The following is a 15,789-nucleotide window of genomic DNA, read 5'->3' on the forward strand; positions in this document are numbered from 1 at the left end:
CTTCCCCTTACTGCCTTATCGGCACCGTCCGAAAACGATAATGGAAGCATGAACGCAACCATGCAGGAAGAACAAACGCTGAAGGAACCGCCTCCTCTGCACCCTGCGCGCATGCCCCTGATGAGGCCGCACAAGGGCAGGATCCTGTGCGGAGTCTGCAAGGGCGTCAGTTTGCACCTGGGTATCCCCGTCTTCTGGATACGCCTGGTCATGGTTCTCCTGGCTCCCAAAATGATCACCTGCGTGGTCTACTGCTTTCTTTGGTTGACACTTCCCCAGGGCGATCCCACCCAGGGAGTCCAACCGCATGATCCGCGGTCAGCCCCGCTGGCGCCCAGCATCCTTACTGGGCAACCAGGTCAGAAGGAGGATCACAGCATCACTCCCGGGCGGGTAACCAGACTGCTGGCAGGCCTGGGCATCATCCTTCTGCTGACCGCGGTCATTCTGCTCAGCAGCGGTATGCGCCCCGCCTTTGTCGTCCCCTGCCTGCTTTTCTGCGCCGGACTTGTCCTGGCCTGGGTGAGGCCGGAGAACCAAGGAACCGGCTACCACCTGCCGGCCCTGATCGGAAGCCTGGCCCTGATCCTGTCGGCTGCGGTAATCTTCCTGCTGTCCACCCAGGAATTGCATTGGGCCATGACCCTGATAGTCCTGGCCGGCCTGCTTCTTGTAGGCGTAACCGCGGTGGTCGTGCCCTGGGTCGGCTCAATCATTAGCCAGCTGGGGGATGAACGCGCCATGAAGGAACGCGAGGAGGAGCGGGCCGATATGGCAGCCCATCTGCACGATGGCGTTCTGCAGACCCTGGCCCTGATTCAGCTGCATGCCGACGACCCGCATACCGTCTTCACCCTGGCCCGATCCCAGGAGCGAGATCTGCGTAACTGGCTCTACCAGGAACGCACCCCCTCAGACCGGTCCGTCAGCACCGGGCTGAGCCAGATAGCCGCACAGGTGGAGGACGATTCAGGCAAGCCAATCGAGGTGGTCACCGTGGGGGACGCCATGCCCTGCGCCCAGACCGATGCCCTGCTCAACGCGGCCCGACAGGCCCTGGTCAATGCCGTCACCCACGGCGGTGAACCCATCTCCCTATATTGCGAGGCCCGCAGGAATCAGGTTGAGGTCTACGTGCGCGACCACGGTTCGGGTTTCGATGTGGATGCGATTCCGGCTGACCGTCTGGGAATCCGCGAGTCCATCATCGGCCGGATTCGGCGACGTGGTGGCAGGGTCGAGATCGTCTCCCGTCCTGGTTGGGGCACCGAGGTCAGAATGCACATGCCGCTGTCCGAGGCCAGCCAGCATCAGGAGGGCAAGGTTGGTCAGCGTGAAAAAGGGACCGATGCCCAGCAATGATAGGATGCATGGTGAACCATTCATTCACAGACGCATGCCGGTCCGATCCCACCCACACTTGAGGACCCCGCGTCGGGAAAGGCGGGCTGAACCACGCCCATGACCACGACTGCAGCAGAGCTCCATCAAGCCAAGGATGGGTCCGCAAACATCCGCGTAGCCGTCGTCGACGACCATGAGATGTTCCGCACCGGCGTCATCACCACCCTACAGCCGCATTTTCACATCGTGGGTCAGGCGGCGGACGTGGAATCCTCCATCCTCATGGTCGGGCAGACCCGTCCCGACGTGGTTCTGCTGGATGTGCACGTGCCGGGTGGCCAGGGCGGTGGAGGTGCCGAAATTCTGAGCCGTTCCCATCCCCTCTCCCCCCGGTCGGTCTTTCTGGCCCTTTCCGTATCCGACTCACCCAGGGACGTGGGTTCGGTCATCCGTGCCGGAGCCCGTGGTTACGTGACCAAGACCATCTCCGCCAAGGATCTGGTCTCTTCAATCCGCCAGGTGCACGAAGGATACGCCGTCTTCTCACCCAAGCTGGCCGGATTCGTGCTCTCCGCCTTCCAGGAGGACGAGGTCGCAGATGCCGGCCTGGCAGAAGACGACGAACTGGACCGGCTCTCCGCGCGCGAGCAGGAGGTCATGCGCCTGATCGCCCGGGGCTACACATACCGCGAGGTGGCCTCCGAGCTTTTCATCTCCATCAAGACGGTTGAGACCCACGTCTCCAACGTCCTGCGCAAACTCCAGCTATCCAACCGAACCGAACTGACCCGCTGGGCTGCAGACCGCCGCATCGTCTGAACGTCCGCTCAGCAGGCGATGCCCCGCTGACGAAGGAGCTGACGCAGGCTGCTGATGTCCTGGGCAAGAATTCCATCCATGCCTAGCCTGTCAGCTATAGCCACATGTTCAGGGTCCGCATCAACGAAAATCGTATGCCCGGGGCTGATGGCGAAGCGGCGCAGGGCCAGACGATAGAAGAGCGGATCGGAAAGGTCCAGATGCTCCTCTGACGAAATCAGGACGGCCTTCAGGGCAGAGAGCGGCGAAAGTACCTCGGATACCGACTCAATCAGCTGACCGGTCGCTGCCGCCAGACCCCAAAGGGTCAGGCCAGCCCGCTCCAGATCCCCCAGCAGATCCGATGCTCCGGGAAGCAGACCGTTCACTGCCAGGGTGTAGTTTTCCAGACAGACGCGAACCACCCAGGCGACCGCAGGCCCGTGGGTGGTTTCATAGTCGGCCAGTGCCTGCTGCGGGTCCACACCCAGATTGATCTGTCTTCTGACGCAGGCGAAACCCCAGGGGTCTTCCGGGTCCAGCACCATATCGACCACCCCGTCAGGGTACTGTCCAACCAGAGCTCGGCGCGGGTCCCAATCCACCAAGGTCCCAGGCAGAGCGAGGAGGATACTTCCGCCGGGGGCTGCGGGATCGGGACGGTCGTCGCTGAATATATCTTCGCCTGACAGGTCGTCCGATACGCCTTGACCGGATCCCTGCTGTAGCTCCCGATGCTGCCTTGCCATGCCCCCAGAATAAACATCTGGACCTACAGGGCCTACGTCAGATTCCAATCGGCACGCGGTCAATCACTATGCGGAGACCAGTGCATGGATATATTGAAGCCAGCAAAGGCCGGATCCCACACTTCCGACCTGCCCAGGGCGGAAGTCCCGCCCGGTACGAAAGGAGCCGTCATGCGTCAGCTGCTGCTCACATCCTCATTCTCCGCTACCGCTAACAGGCTGCCCACCTTCCTCGAGGACTCGCCCAAGAATCATACGGTGGCCTTCATTCCCACGGCCAACCTCCCACAGCGTTCGGATGGTTATGTCCAGGAAGCTCGCAGGGCATTCACTGACATGGGCTGCAGGATCGACGACCTGGAAGTCTCGACCGCCGATCCGGAGACCATACGCCGGAGCCTGGAGGAGGACGACATGATCTACTTATCCGGCGGCAACACCTTCTTCCTGTTGCAGGAGCTGCGTCGCTCAGGCGCTGCGGATCTGATCAGACAGCAGGTGAACCAGGGCAAACCCTATATCGGCGAATCGGCTGGCGCTGTGGTGACCGGTCCCGATATCGGCTTCCTGGATGCCATGGATCCTCGCTCGGCCGCCCCGGATCTGGACTCCACTACTGGGCTGGGTCTAGTGGACTTCCGCCTCCTCCCCCACCTTGATTCCGAGCCCTTCGCCGAGGTGACCAGGAAAATTCTGGACCACTACGGCGATGATGGTCCCATGGTGGCCATCAGCAACAGCCAGGCCGTGGCTGTCCACGGGCAGTGCCTGACCATTCTTTAGAGAAAACTCCAGTTGGAAAAGCACCCGTCAGCGACAGAGGCCTTCCATGACCCGGCGGGCCTGATCCAAGCTATCGCCCGGACAGAGCAGGATGACACCGTCTCCCGCGAGCAGCCGCAGGTCGCCTGCGGGAATCAGCCGATGCTCGCCCCTGCGCAGACCGACCACAGCACATCCGTGCGGCCATGGGACCTGCCCCAGCAGACGACCAGCCGCTGGGCTGCCATGCTCTATGGGGAACTCCACAGTAACCCTGTCGGGAACCTGGGCATCTGGAGCATGCCCCCGGCGGTAACGCTCCAGCAGAGCCTCGTATATGGGCTCGACACGCAGCAAATCGGACACCATCAGGGCCGTGAAAGCACATAGGGCCACGGGCAGCATATGAACCAGAGAGCCAGACATCTCCACCGTCAACAGAATGGACGTTATAGGAGCCTTGACCGAGGCCGTCAGGGTGCCTGCCATGGCACAGACCGCGCAGACCGGAATGATTCGAGCGGGCATTCCCAGGGCGGCCGCACCCATCCCGCACAGGGACCCGGTCAGCGTACCGACAGCCAGAATGGGCATGAAGATGCCACCGGGGGCGCCACTGCCGAAGGAACTGGCCGTAAAGAGCATCTTGACCAGGAGCAGAACCAGCAGGTTGACGGCCACCGACCAGGCCACCTCGCGAACGCCTTCCGCCTTGCCAATCAGGTCCTCGCCGCCACCCAGGACGGCAGGCAGCAGCAATCCTACCGGCAGGGCCAGGAATAGGGAGATCACCGGTCCCAGCTTCGAGGGCAGGTGGCTGTAAAGGCTCTGCGCGCCCAGCAGCAGACGGTTCATGGCAGCTCCCACCAGGCCGGCCACCAGCCCAAGGGGGATCATCAGCAGATACTGGGCGATGGTCAGCTGGGGCATAGCGGTGAAGTCCAGGACCGGACGCAGGCCGAAGCGGTTCTTGGCGATGAAATCAGCACTCAGGCAGGCCATGGCCGCCGAAAGAAGAATCATGGGAGAAAAAGACCTGTGGATCTCCTCCAGGGCGAAGACCATCCCCGACAAGGGCGCGTTGAATGCCGCAGACAGACCGGCAGCCGCGCCGGAGGTAACCAGGCAGGTCTCCTCCACACGGTCTCGGCGCAATCCTCGGGAAACGAGCTGGGAACCGGCCGCGCCGATCTGCACCGAGGGCCCTTCGCGCCCCAAAGACAGGCCGAACATGCCGCAGGCCAGACCACCCAGGAACCGTACACCCAGCACAGGCAGGGCAGACATGCGCATGCCGTGGATGACCACGCCCTCCACCTGTGGAATGCCGGAGCCCGAGGCCATAGGAACCCGGTGGACCATCCAGGCCAGGGCCAGTCCTACCAGCAGGGCGGCCAGCAGCCAAGGAAGAATCATCAGGGGCTGGTCACGCATCTGCGCGTAGGCCCATCGAGCGAACCTTGTGCCATAACCGATGCCCTGCCGGTAGAGCACCACCAGCAATCCCACCAGCAACCCGCAACAGGCAGCTCTGAGAGCCACCAGCCACCGGCTGGCTCGACCCGGCCTGGTCGCCTGCACAGGGTCGGAACGATGGGTCTGATCCATCTCATCTGCCGACGGCTTTCTCCAAGACAGGTTCAGCCTCACAGGCCTGCTCCTTCCCTCCTTTGCGCACAACGGTTTCCAGCTTCTCTCAGGGCAGAGACCAGGAGCAATGGCTGAGTCGACGGCTTCAACTCTCAGACATTATGAACACCCGGGATACCAGCTTCCGAGCAAGATCCGCCAGGCAGGAGCCGGGCAAGCAGACGGACACATAGTCAGAGCCCAAAGGCAGTGCTGTCTGTTCGTCTGTTGCCGTCAGATTACCGTCCAGGACGACGGTGTCCACCTGGCCGCGATGGCCCACAAGATCCAGCAGCGAGACCCGACCCGGCACCGTATCCAGACACTGGCGCAGGGTGGCGGCCGAGGCCATGTGCAGCCTTCGGCATCCGACCACTGCCCGCACCTGGCGCAGATCAGGCCGCTCTATGCCCTTGGCCACCAGGAGTATCAGCAGACCTCCAGCATCCTCCAGCAGCAGGAACTTGGAGAGGTTTTCTATAGAAAGCCCCAGCAGGTCAGCAATGCCCAGCTCCATGCCCTGGTCAATGGTGTCCAAGGGCGGGTGTTGAGCGACTCGCCAATTTGTTCTCAAACCATCCAGAAGCGCTCGCACCGGCTGGGGAACCATCCTGTCCCCCGAGCCTAATGACCCCTTATCCATACCGGCTGAGGCGTCAAGCTCTGCTCTGGCTGCAGGATCGGTGCTGCCATTGCCTGGTCTCATGGACGCCTCGTCAGTCGTTGGCCACCTCTGAGTCGGGCTTCAGCTCCTTCTCCTTCTGGCCTATCCGCTTCCTGTCTATGCGATAGTAGGCGTTGAAGAGACCGCCGGAGGTCAGCAGAACGATCAGAAGGACCAGCAGCCATATGTTCTCTTCGGCATCGTATTTCTCAAGCAATTCATAAGAGGAGGAGATCATCTTCAGCCAGCCTGCGACCGACACGAAGTACCAGGCGGTCGCCTGGTCGAGGAAGCTTAGCGCCCGTCGACGTTCTGATCTGGTCCTGGTAGCCTGACGGAGAATTTCGTGCCCGCGTTTACGTTCCAGCTGGATCTTGACGATGGGCACCAGCCACCACCAGGGCGAGACCTCATCCCAATTCTTGCTGAGCTGATCAAAGTCGTCCAGGAGCTCCTGATATTCCTGCAGCTCCATCAGCCCCTGGAAGAGAGGGAATGTGAAAAGCAACCAATCCCCGATCAGAGAGACAATGGCGATGAATTGATCCACGACCCGACCTTTCCCTTGCAGAGTCGGCGCCCAAGGGTCGGCTCGCGTGATTACTCATGGCTACCATCCATCATTGTAGGCACCAGGTAGCCACCAGGTTCCAGCCCAAACCGCTCTGCAAACAGGGGATTTCAGCGAATACAAGAATGCCCCGGATATGGCTTCGGGGCATCCACCTGGCGGACAGGGCGGGATTCGAACCCGCGGTGGCTTGCGCCACAACGGTTTTCAAGACCGTCTCTTTCGGCCGCTCAGACACCTGTCCATAAGACGTGCCGATCAGGCACGTCACTCATCATACGACATCAAGGTTGGTCCAACCACCAGCGGAATGTCGACCAATCTCGGCAGAGGCGGCTCAGGCCTCCCAAGTCTTGGGCTCGATGACCTCCTTGCCGCCCACATAGGAGCGCATGGCCTCAGGGATGACGATGGAGCCATCGGCATTCTGGTGGTTCTCCAGGATGGCGACCAGCCAACGGGTGGTGGCCAGGGTCCCGTTCAGGGTGCTGACAGGACGGGTGGAGCCGTCCTCCAGCCGCTCGCGCTCGTTGAGGCGGCGGGCCTGGTACTCGGTGCAATTGGAGGTTGACGTCAGCTCGCGGTAGCGACCCTGGGTGGGCACCCAGGCCTCGCAGTCGAACTTGCGCGCAGCCGAGGATCCCAGGTCTCCTGCGGCAGTGTCGATGATCCGGTAGGGCACGTCCACCTTGGCCAGCATCTCCTGTTCCATGGCCAGCAGCTGCTGGTGTTGGTCGCGGGAGTCCTCCTGCTTGCAGTAGACGAACATCTCCACCTTGTCGAACTGGTGGACGCGGATGATGCCCATGGTGTCCTTGCCGGCGGAGCCAGCCTCGCGCCGGTAGCAGCTGGACCAGCCGCAGTAGCGCAGCGGGCCCTTGCTCAGGTCCAGAATCTCGTCCTCGTGCATGCCGGCCAGGGAGACCTCGGAGGTGCCCACCAGATACTGGTCGTCGGGCTCACGCAGGCGATAGATCTCGTCGGCATGGGCATTGAGGAAGCCGGTGCCGGCCATGACCTCAGGCCGGACCAAGGTGGGGGTGATCGTAGGAATGAATCCATGCTCCATGGCCTGGTCCACGGCCATGGTCAGCATGGCGATCTCCAGCCGGGCCACATCCCCGCGCAGGAAGTAGAAGCGGGATCCGGAGACCTTGACGCCCCTGCGCATATCGATGCCGGCCACGCCCACGCCCAGGTCCAGGTGGTTCTTGGGTTCGAAGCCCTCCTTGGCGAAGTCGCGCGGAGTGCCGATCTTCTTGACCACCACGTAGTCGTCCTCGCCGCCCTCGGGTGCCTCGGGCTCCACTACGTTGCTGAACTTCCACATCAAATCGGTGTACCTGGCGTTGGCCTCGTCGGAGGCTGCCTTGCAGGCGTTCACCTTGTCCGACAGGCTCTTGGTCCGGGCCAGAAGGTCGGCTTTCTCATCAGGAGACGCCGAGCCCATGCGCTTACCGAGCGACTTCTGCTCGGCCCTGTAGCTCTCGTAATCCTGGAGTGCGGCCCTGCGCTCGCTGTCCGCCTTCAGCACTTCGTCGACGAGTTCGACCGATTCGCCGCGTTTGCGCTGTGATTCACGGACAACATCCGGATGTTCCTGAATGAACCTGATATCTAACATATCTGAATTCTATGACTTTCAGGGGACACGAAAACCGGCCCCGCACACCTCTTTCCGGGCCTTATGACCTCTGCTGCAACCGGTCCGGCCGCCGACCCAGTCGAAAAGAGCAAGAAGGACGGGAAGACGGACGGGAACCGATCGTCCCTGATATGTATATGCGCCTGCCCCGCATCACTTGCCGAATACAGTCTTACGGAACCGTTTGCCGGTGGGGGTGCCCGCGAGCCCGCCGATGCCGGTCTCCCTCAGCGATGAGGGCATGCTCTCGCCGATGGACTTCATGGCTGCAATGACCTCATCGGGCGGGATCCTGCTGACGCCACCCGACAAGGCGATATCAGCAGCGATCAAAGCGTTGGCAGTGCCGATGGCGTTGCGGTTGACGCAAGGCACCTCCACCAGCCCAGCCACAGGATCGCAGACGAGGCCCAGCAGGTTGCTCATGGCTATGGCGAAGGCCTGGGCACTGGCATTGGGATCGCCCCCTGCACCCTCAACCGCTGCAGCAGCGGCCATGCCGGATGCGCTGCCAACCTCGGCCTGACAGCCACCTGTGGCTCCGGAGATCATCGCCTTATTGGCCGTAACCAGTCCGAAAGCCCCTGCCGTGAACAGGCAACGGATCAGCCCATCGTCATCCAGCCCCAGTCGGTTCCTGAGCACGGTGAGCACTCCGGGCAGGGTCCCGGAGGAGCCGGCCGTTGGGGTAGCACAGATGATACCCATGGCCGCGTTGACCTCATTGGTAGCCATGGCGGCCTCCACGGCCTGCAGGATGGCATCGCCGCTCAGGCTGGTTCGTGTCTTCCGGTAATGCTCCAGCAGAGCCGCCTGACCACCGCTCAGCCCAGTCTTGGAAAATACGCCATCGCCCTGGGACCCCCTGGCCACGGCAGCCTGCATGACCTGCAGGTTCCTGGCCATTCTCTCCCAGATCTGTTCGCGGGTCTGGTGCGAACGTCGCACCTCCTCGTCAATGGCCACTTCGGATATCGACGAGCCGCGCCCTTCGGCCATACTCACGAGTTCAGCGATCGAAGTGAACATGCGCCATGCCTCCTAGTCGATATAAATCATCCTGGACGAGTGACCCGCGATCTGCTTCTGCTGTTGTGCGGACAGCGGATTGTCCAGGTCGAACTCGTACACCGCCATGCCTGCCGGACCTTCGGGCTCATACCTGGTCTGCTTGGTCACTCCCTCTTCCCGAAGCAGATCGCGTATGCGCTCCAATCGCCGACCGGCGCTCTTTTCGGATTCATCCAGTTCCACCAGCAGGATGGGCAGAAGCCCGGGAGGAGTGATCAGGCAGCCGTCCAAGTTGATGCGCCGTACTTCAATGGTCCCGCCCCCGATGGAGCAAGCCGCGTAAATCACCCGCCCGGCTGGGCCCTGCAAATCCAGGACAGCGGTATTCGGATGGTCGATGGGACTGGGCTCATCCTCCTCGTGGAAGGTCAGATCCATACCCTGCCTGCGGGCGATGCCGATGGCATCAGGCACCCGGGGGTCATCCGGGGCAAAACCCAGCAGGCCACTGATAATGGCATAGTCGGTACCGTGGCCGCTGTGCGTGCGGGCGAAAGAATCATAGTAATGAATATCAGCACGGCTGGGAACGCCCTCCACAAGAGTATGGCCAACTCGTCCAATGGCTACTGCCCCAGCCGTATGCGAGCTGGAGGGGCCAATCATGATGGGACCTATGATGTCGAACACGCTCTTGTACTTATCCATGCCTGCCTCCTCTCCCCATACCCCCTGGCTTTCCCGGACTTCCAGCGCACGAAGCCGTTGCAACTCCAGACCGAGGGGACCACATGGACCGAGTGCCATCTTAACTTCACGGTTTTCACTACTCAATCAGCTCATACTGTCAGCGTGATTGCTGTAGAGGGTTCGTTCACGTCGGACACGCCCAAGGGCTGCGGGTCGGCACGGCGCGCAAAATAGAGTCATGCCAATTCCAGCGGTCGTCATCCTCACCATCCTGGCAGCGGCGGCCATTGTCGTCACTGCGGTGGTGCTGATCGTCCGAGCCCAAAGACGGCATAGGTTCGCCATGCAGATCCTGGCCCGGGACGACGACCAGCTCAGCTACGCTTTCGTCATCAACCCCTCCAAGCCCCAGGCAGCCGCCGCCCGCGAGCGCATCCAGCAATACTGCCGGGACAAGGGCATTCGCGAGTTCAGCTTCATCGAAACCCAGCTGGATCGGGACGGGAGGGCCTGTGCCCGCATGGCACTGGAGCGTGGAGCCAACGTAGTCGTTGCCGTGGGCGGGGATGGGACAGTGCGCACCGTAGCCAGCGCCATGGCTTCCAGCGACCATGTCATGGGCATCATCCCCATCGGGACCGGAAACCTCTTCGCGCGGAACATGGGCATTCCCGTAGGCGATCTGGACGCTGCCCTGGCCGTGGCCACCTCGCACGGATCCACCCAGGTGGATGTGGGCCGCATGGCCCTGCTTGACGCAGACGATCAGGACCAAGGCCATGGTCACGCCTTCCTGATCATCGCCGGCATTGGCTTCGACGCCCTGATGATTGACGACACCGACCCCAACCTGAAGAAGACCGTCAGCTGGCTGGCTTATTTCATCAGCGGCGCCAAGCATCTGTTCGCACCCAAGTACACCGCCGACATCGCCATCACCCGGCCCGACCAGGTCGCGCAGACCAACACCTCAGTGACCTTCCGTACTTTCATGGCCGGCAACTGCGGGGAGATTCCGGGGTTCTCCCTGATGCCCGACGCCTCCTATGATGACGGCATCCTGGACTTCGAGATCATCGACACCACCGCCGGCCTGATCGGCTGGGCCAACCTCTTCGGGGATGTCATGCACCAGACCATCACCCGCAAGTCCAGCCAGAGCCCCCTGTCGACCAACTCCACCATCGTCCAGCTGCAGGGGACAAAGGCGGAGATCCGCCTGGAGAAGCCCGCCCTGGCCCAGGTGGACGGCGACATTCTGGGCGAGACCCGCCACATCGCACTCAGCGTGGAGCGCCGGGCCCTGGACGTGCGGGTGCCCCAGTCCGACTGAGACTGAAAGAGCCTGTTGCTCCTCTGTCCGCTTTCTCAGGCCGGGGTGGCATGATGGAAGCCATGACAGCACAGAATGCGGGCAAGCCTGCCAGCCCAGAAGATCTGATCAACGTCGACGATCTGATCGGCAGGTACTACGATCTCGTCCCCGACCCTTCCATTCCCTCCCAGCGGGTGTCCTTCGGTACCTCCGGGCATCGCGGCTCCGCCCTGACCACATCCTTCAACGAGGCCCACATCGTGGCCATCAGCCAGGCCATAGCCGAACAGCGGGCCAAAGACGGGGTCACCGGACCGCTCTACCTGGGCCGCGACACCCACGCCCTCTCCCTGCCCGCCTGGAAGACGGCCATCGAGGTCCTGACCGCAAACGGGGTCCGGGTGCGCATCGATGCCAATGATGACTACACTCCAACCCCCACCGTCTCTCAGGCCATCCTCACACACAACCGGGCGGCCGACGGCACCCAGCGCTTCTCCGGCAAGGACCTGGCCGACGGCATTGTGGTCACCCCCTCCCACAACCCACCCACTGACGGCGGATTCAAGTATGACCCGCCCACAGGCGGTCCGGCTCCGGCCGAAACCACCAATGCCATCGCACAACGGGCAAACGAACTCCTGGGCGACTACAGGCAGGTCAAGCGGATTCCCTTCGAGGATGCCATCAAATCAGACCTGGTGGAGCGCTTCGACTACCGGGAGCACTATGTGGCCGACCTGGGCAATGTCATCGACTTTGATCTGATCAGATCCTCCGGGGTCCGTCTGGGCATCGATCCGCTGGGCGGCGCCTCGGTCAACTACTGGCCGCTGATCAATGAAAAGTACGGCCTGAACATCGGCGTCGTCAACCCGGAGGTGGATCCGACCTGGCGATTCATGACCATCGACCACGATGGGAAGATCCGCATGGATCCCAGCTCCCCCTATGCCATGAAGGGGCTGGTGGATCGCCTCAACGCCGGAGCCTGGGGCTCCTACGACCTGGTGGGCGGCACCGATCCGGATGCCGACCGGCACGGCATCGTCTGTCCGGGTACCGGCGTCATGAACCCCAATCATTACATCGCCGTCTGCGTGGAATACCTCTTCTCGGGCAACAGACCCGGATGGCCCCGGGGTGCCGGCATCGGCAAGACCCTCGTCTCCTCCTCCCTGATCGACCGCGTGGCCGCCTCCATCGGCGCCAGGCTGATCGAGGTGCCTGTGGGCTTCAAGTGGTTCGTCGACCCCCTCTTCAAGGGCGAGGTGGCCTTCGGTGGCGAGGAGAGCTCCGGGATGAGCTTCCTGCGCCGGGACGGCCGCGTCTGGACGACCGACAAGGACGGGCTGATCCCCGACCTCCTGGCTGCCGAAATAACAGCCAAGACCGGAAAGAACCCGGCCCAGCTCCACCAGGAGCAGGTGGAGCGCTTCGGCCAAAGCTGGTACAAGCGGGTGGACACCCCGACAACCTTGGAACAGAAGCAGAAGTTCGCCCGGCTGAACGGCGACGACGTGACGGCCTCCACCCTGGCCGGCGAGCCCATCACTGCCAGGCTGACCGAGGCCCCGGGCAATGGGGCCAAAATCGGAGGCATCAAGGTGACCACCCGGAACAACTGGTTCGCCGCCCGCCCCTCCGGCACCGAGAACATCTACAAGGTCTACGCCGAATCCTTCGTTTCCCCCGAGGCCCTGGACCAGGTACTGGACGACGCCGATCAGGTGGTCGCCAAGGCCCTGGGCTGAGCTGCAGACAGAACCATCCCTGACGCGGGGGTTCTTCATTTTCCTGCTTAGACTGGAACCATGACCAATGACAAGAATCTGGTCGTCTCCACCGACGGCAGCGCACTGAGCAATCCCAATGGCCCCATGGGCTGGGCCTGGGCCGATCACGAGGGCGGCGACGCGGATGCGGGCGGCGCCAGCAACGGCACCAATCAGATCGGCGAACTGTGCGCCGTGCTGCAGGCCCTGCGCGCCCACCCAGGCGAACGTCCGCTGGTCATCGAAACCGACTCCCAATACGCCATCAACTGCTCCACCACCTGGGTGCCCGGGTGGAAGAAGAAGGGCTGGAAGAACTCCCAGGGCAAGCCCGTCAAGAACCGCCCGCTCATTGAAGCCATCGACCGGGAGATCCAGGCACGGACGGGATCGGTCAGGTTTGTCTGGGTCAAGGGCCACGCCGGCAACACCTTCAACGAAAAAGTGGATACTCTGGCCCGAGGCTACGCCACAGCTGCAGGCAAGGGCGACCGGGAAGGCTGTCTACCCATCGAGGGCTGGCGTTCGCTGCTGGCCTCCCCCTATGCCCAGGGCACGCAGGTGCCGCCCGCAGTCAAGGCCGAACTGGACGGAGGACCCCAAGTCCTGGACGAGCTGGGCCGCAAGAAGGATCGCCTGGACCAGGAGGAGCAGAAAGATCTGGCCGAAACCGCCGTCGAGTCCGAAGCTGTGGATGCCGAGCAGGCCGAATCAGTGGAGACAACAGCTGACGCAGACAATGGCACACCTGACCCTGGCATGGCCGACGGTCAGGAAGATGAACCCTCACGGGACCTCAAGGACACCTCGGACACCGACACGGTTGACCAAGAGACCAAGAATTCCGGCGCTCGGGGGTTGAGAGCCAGCGGCCGCATCCGCATCACGCCGCCCCCATCCGGCAGCAGCATGTTCACCGGGCACGATCTGCATATCGTCGGCAGCATCGATATAGATGCGGACATCGACCCTGACGGCTACGTGACCATCCAGGAGGCGCCTTTCCGCCTGCATGCCATCGAAGTGGAGGATTGAGCGGCTCCTGGACCGTCAGGGGCCATCGTCTACACTGGAGTGAACCTGAACCAACAAGACCCGCAGACACCAGCCGTTGAGCGCATGCGGGCATGAAGGAGCGTGTATGGACAAGACCGAGCAGGACAGACTGAAAAAGGCCGCCGGCATCGAGGCAGCCAAGCTGGTCGAGAACGGCATGACCGCCGGGCTGGGCACCGGGTCCACGGTCCGGTTCTTCGTGGATGAACTGGGACGGCGCGTCAAGGAAGAGGGATTGGAGTTCACCGGCGTGACCACCTCCCGGCGGACCAAGGAGCAGGCTGAAGGCTACGGAATCCGTATCGTCGACATCGACCAGGTGGATCACATCGATGTCACCATTGACGGGGCCGACGAGGTCGACAAGGATTTCAACGGCATCAAGGGCGGCGGCGCAGCCCTGCTCTGGGAGAAGATCGTGGCCGTCAACTCCCGAAGGATCGTCTGGATTGTGGATGAGTCCAAGGTGGTCGACACCATTGGCCGCTTCCCCCTGCCAGTGGAGGTCATCCCCTTCGGCGAGCGCCACGTCCTGGATCATTTCAAGGAGCGCGGCTATAACCCGGTCCTGCGTCTGGACGGCCAGGGGCAACCGGTTCTGACCGACGAGCACAACCACATCATCGATCTGCACCTGGAACGGATCGAGCACCCGCAGGATCTGGCCCAGGACCTGATCACCACCGTGGGCGTCGTGGAACATGGCCTCTTCCTCAACATGGTCGACACGGTCATCGTGGGCGATCCCAACGGACCCCGGGTCATGACCAACGCCAACAAGTGAGCGTCAGCAATCATCCCGCCTCCTGGCCGGAGGCATCCGACTGGCCACGATGACCGGCGATGGTATACATGAAGCCCCCCGCGTCCATTCGATGCGGGGGGCTTCATCGGCCCTGATGGGCCATAAGTCATAAAGCTACTTGCGCTGGTGACGAGTCTTGCGCAGCAGTTTGCGGTGCTTCTTCTTGCTCATCCGCTTGCGGCGCTTCTTGATGACAGAACCCATCCGAGCCTCCGATCCTTAGTTACCTGGAAGTGTCCAACTTGCTTATCGTACACCGCTTACGGGACGACTAGAGCGGGAAGGCCTTGTAGAAGGCCTCCAGCGCAGTCCGCTGGCCCTGGGCACGGAAGACCACGGTATCATTCTGCCAAATGACCAGCGCCTTGTGCTCGTCGTCGCCATCCGCCTTCTCCAGGTAGGATCCGGTGACCGTGCCGCCGCTGCGAACATTGCCCGCGGCCAGCTCCTTGCCGGACATGCCCGTGGACTGGCTGTCATAGAGCGCCTTGGCATCCTCGCTCCTGGACCACTGAGCCAGGTGAAGGGTCACATCCCCGCCCGACCTGCCGGTGGAATAGACCAGGTTGTACTCCTCGATAGGCGTACGGGTGCTCCACTCGCTGTCAGAATCCGCTTTGACACGGGCGAACTCTCCCACCGTATCGGGCATGGCCTTGAGCAGCTCGGAAGCCGAATCAGGCAGGGGCACCGCCGTGGCCTTGGGGCTGCTGGCCTGCGAGGGTTGTGAGGATGCGGAGGCCGGGACCTGGGCAGTGGGCTCTTGGCTGCGCACTGCCCAATGAGGCCAGACAAAGGCCGATAGGAGCACCAGGACCACCACCGCCGCCAGGGCGATGACCAGACCGATCCGTCGACGGCGTTGCCTGGCGTGCGCGGAGGAGTCGGAGGAGGACACGGGTACAGAAGGATTGTCAGCCATGCCTCCATTCTCTCATGGGCAGGGTGTCGGCACTGCGAAGATGCCGTAAAAGC

16 protein-coding genes and 1 tRNA gene are annotated in these 15,789 nt (G+C 62.4%); 7 read left to right on the plus strand and 10 right to left on the minus strand.

Annotated features, from left to right (window positions below; translation table 11 throughout):
* Window positions 1-48 precede the first annotated feature (48 nt).
* The gene (locus H3V04_RS05115; RefSeq protein ID WP_232342468.1) at window positions 49-1,362 is read left to right on the plus strand and encodes an ATP-binding protein; all 1,314 of its coding nucleotides are present in this window, start codon (window positions 49-51) and stop codon (window positions 1,360-1,362) included.
* Window positions 1,363-1,461: 99 nt separating this feature from the next.
* Complete coding sequence (locus tag H3V04_RS05120; protein WP_198177349.1) at window positions 1,462-2,163, plus strand: response regulator transcription factor; 702 nt, start codon at window positions 1,462-1,464, stop codon at window positions 2,161-2,163.
* An 8-nt stretch (window positions 2,164-2,171) separates the two neighbouring features.
* On the opposite strand, the gene H3V04_RS05125 is transcribed toward H3V04_RS05120, so the two are convergent.
* A complete protein-coding gene (locus tag H3V04_RS05125) occupies window positions 2,172-2,891 on the minus strand; it encodes a hypothetical protein (RefSeq protein WP_198187426.1) in 720 nt (239 codons plus the stop codon).
* Between the two features lie 84 nt (window positions 2,892-2,975).
* On the opposite strand from H3V04_RS05125, the gene H3V04_RS05130 reads away from it, so the two are divergent.
* Window positions 2,976-3,674 (plus strand): Type 1 glutamine amidotransferase-like domain-containing protein, encoded by a 699-nt coding sequence (locus H3V04_RS05130; protein WP_198187427.1) that lies wholly within the window; start codon window positions 2,976-2,978, stop codon window positions 3,672-3,674.
* A gap of 27 nt (window positions 3,675-3,701) precedes the next feature.
* On the opposite strand, the gene H3V04_RS05135 is transcribed toward H3V04_RS05130, so the two are convergent.
* The 7 genes from H3V04_RS05135 to H3V04_RS05165 all read right to left on the minus strand — a co-directional run bounded on the left by H3V04_RS05135 (window position 3,702) and on the right by H3V04_RS05165 (window position 9,881).
* A complete protein-coding gene (locus H3V04_RS05135) occupies window positions 3,702-5,261 on the minus strand; it encodes a ClC family H(+)/Cl(-) exchange transporter (RefSeq protein WP_232342583.1) in 1,560 nt (519 codons plus the stop codon).
* A gap of 127 nt (window positions 5,262-5,388) precedes the next feature.
* Window positions 5,389-5,988: a YbaK/EbsC family protein gene (locus tag H3V04_RS05140; protein WP_198187429.1), complete on the minus strand. Its 600-nt coding sequence runs from the start codon at window positions 5,986-5,988 to the stop codon at window positions 5,389-5,391.
* Between the two features lie 10 nt (window positions 5,989-5,998).
* Window positions 5,999-6,496, minus strand: coding sequence for a hypothetical protein (locus tag H3V04_RS05145; protein ID WP_198177344.1), 498 nt, complete (start codon window positions 6,494-6,496; stop codon window positions 5,999-6,001).
* Between the two features lie 177 nt (window positions 6,497-6,673).
* Window positions 6,674-6,761: transfer RNA gene (locus H3V04_RS05150), tRNA-Ser, on the minus strand.
* Window positions 6,762-6,854: 93 nt separating this feature from the next.
* Window positions 6,855-8,141, minus strand: a complete 1,287-nt coding sequence (serS, locus tag H3V04_RS05155; protein ID WP_045935687.1) for a serine--tRNA ligase — start codon at window positions 8,139-8,141, stop codon at window positions 6,855-6,857.
* 174 nt (window positions 8,142-8,315) lie between these two features.
* Window positions 8,316-9,191, minus strand: coding sequence for an L-serine ammonia-lyase, iron-sulfur-dependent, subunit alpha (sdaAA, locus tag H3V04_RS05160; protein ID WP_198187430.1), 876 nt, complete (start codon window positions 9,189-9,191; stop codon window positions 8,316-8,318).
* Window positions 9,192-9,203: 12 nt separating this feature from the next.
* Window positions 9,204-9,881 carry a serine dehydratase beta chain gene (locus H3V04_RS05165; protein WP_198187431.1) on the minus strand — a complete coding sequence of 226 codons (678 nt, stop codon included), beginning with the start codon at window positions 9,879-9,881 and terminating at the stop codon, window positions 9,204-9,206.
* A gap of 220 nt (window positions 9,882-10,101) precedes the next feature.
* Here H3V04_RS05165 and H3V04_RS05170 point away from each other — a divergent pair, with 220 nt between their 5' ends.
* From H3V04_RS05170 to rpiA, 4 genes are all read left to right on the plus strand, one after another.
* On the plus strand, window positions 10,102-11,196 hold the full coding sequence (locus tag H3V04_RS05170; protein ID WP_198182894.1) for a diacylglycerol kinase family protein: 1,095 nt from the start codon (window positions 10,102-10,104) through the stop codon (window positions 11,194-11,196).
* Window positions 11,197-11,258: 62 nt separating this feature from the next.
* Entirely contained in the window at window positions 11,259-12,932 is a 1,674-nt protein-coding gene (gene pgm, locus H3V04_RS05175) for a phosphoglucomutase (alpha-D-glucose-1,6-bisphosphate-dependent) (RefSeq protein WP_198187432.1), read from the plus strand.
* Between the two features lie 60 nt (window positions 12,933-12,992).
* Window positions 12,993-13,988, plus strand: coding sequence for a ribonuclease H (locus H3V04_RS05180; protein WP_198182898.1), 996 nt, complete (start codon window positions 12,993-12,995; stop codon window positions 13,986-13,988).
* 106 nt (window positions 13,989-14,094) lie between these two features.
* Window positions 14,095-14,793, plus strand: coding sequence for a ribose-5-phosphate isomerase RpiA (gene rpiA / locus H3V04_RS05185; protein ID WP_198187433.1), 699 nt, complete (start codon window positions 14,095-14,097; stop codon window positions 14,791-14,793).
* Between the two features lie 135 nt (window positions 14,794-14,928).
* Here the strand turns inward: rpiA and H3V04_RS05190 are convergent, their stop codons facing one another.
* Both H3V04_RS05190 and H3V04_RS05195 read right to left on the minus strand, forming a co-directional pair.
* Window positions 14,929-15,018 carry a 30S ribosomal protein bS22 gene (locus tag H3V04_RS05190; RefSeq protein WP_004268639.1) on the minus strand — a complete coding sequence of 30 codons (90 nt, stop codon included), beginning with the start codon at window positions 15,016-15,018 and terminating at the stop codon, window positions 14,929-14,931.
* 67 nt (window positions 15,019-15,085) lie between these two features.
* A complete protein-coding gene (locus H3V04_RS05195) occupies window positions 15,086-15,736 on the minus strand; it encodes a hypothetical protein (RefSeq protein ID WP_198187434.1) in 651 nt (216 codons plus the stop codon).
* Window positions 15,737-15,789 lie beyond the last annotated feature (53 nt).

Origin of the sequence: Bifidobacterium sp. M0353 (genome assembly GCF_016100645.1) — a bacterium.
Taxonomy (GTDB): domain Bacteria; phylum Actinomycetota; class Actinomycetes; order Actinomycetales; family Bifidobacteriaceae; genus Bombiscardovia; species Bombiscardovia choladohabitans.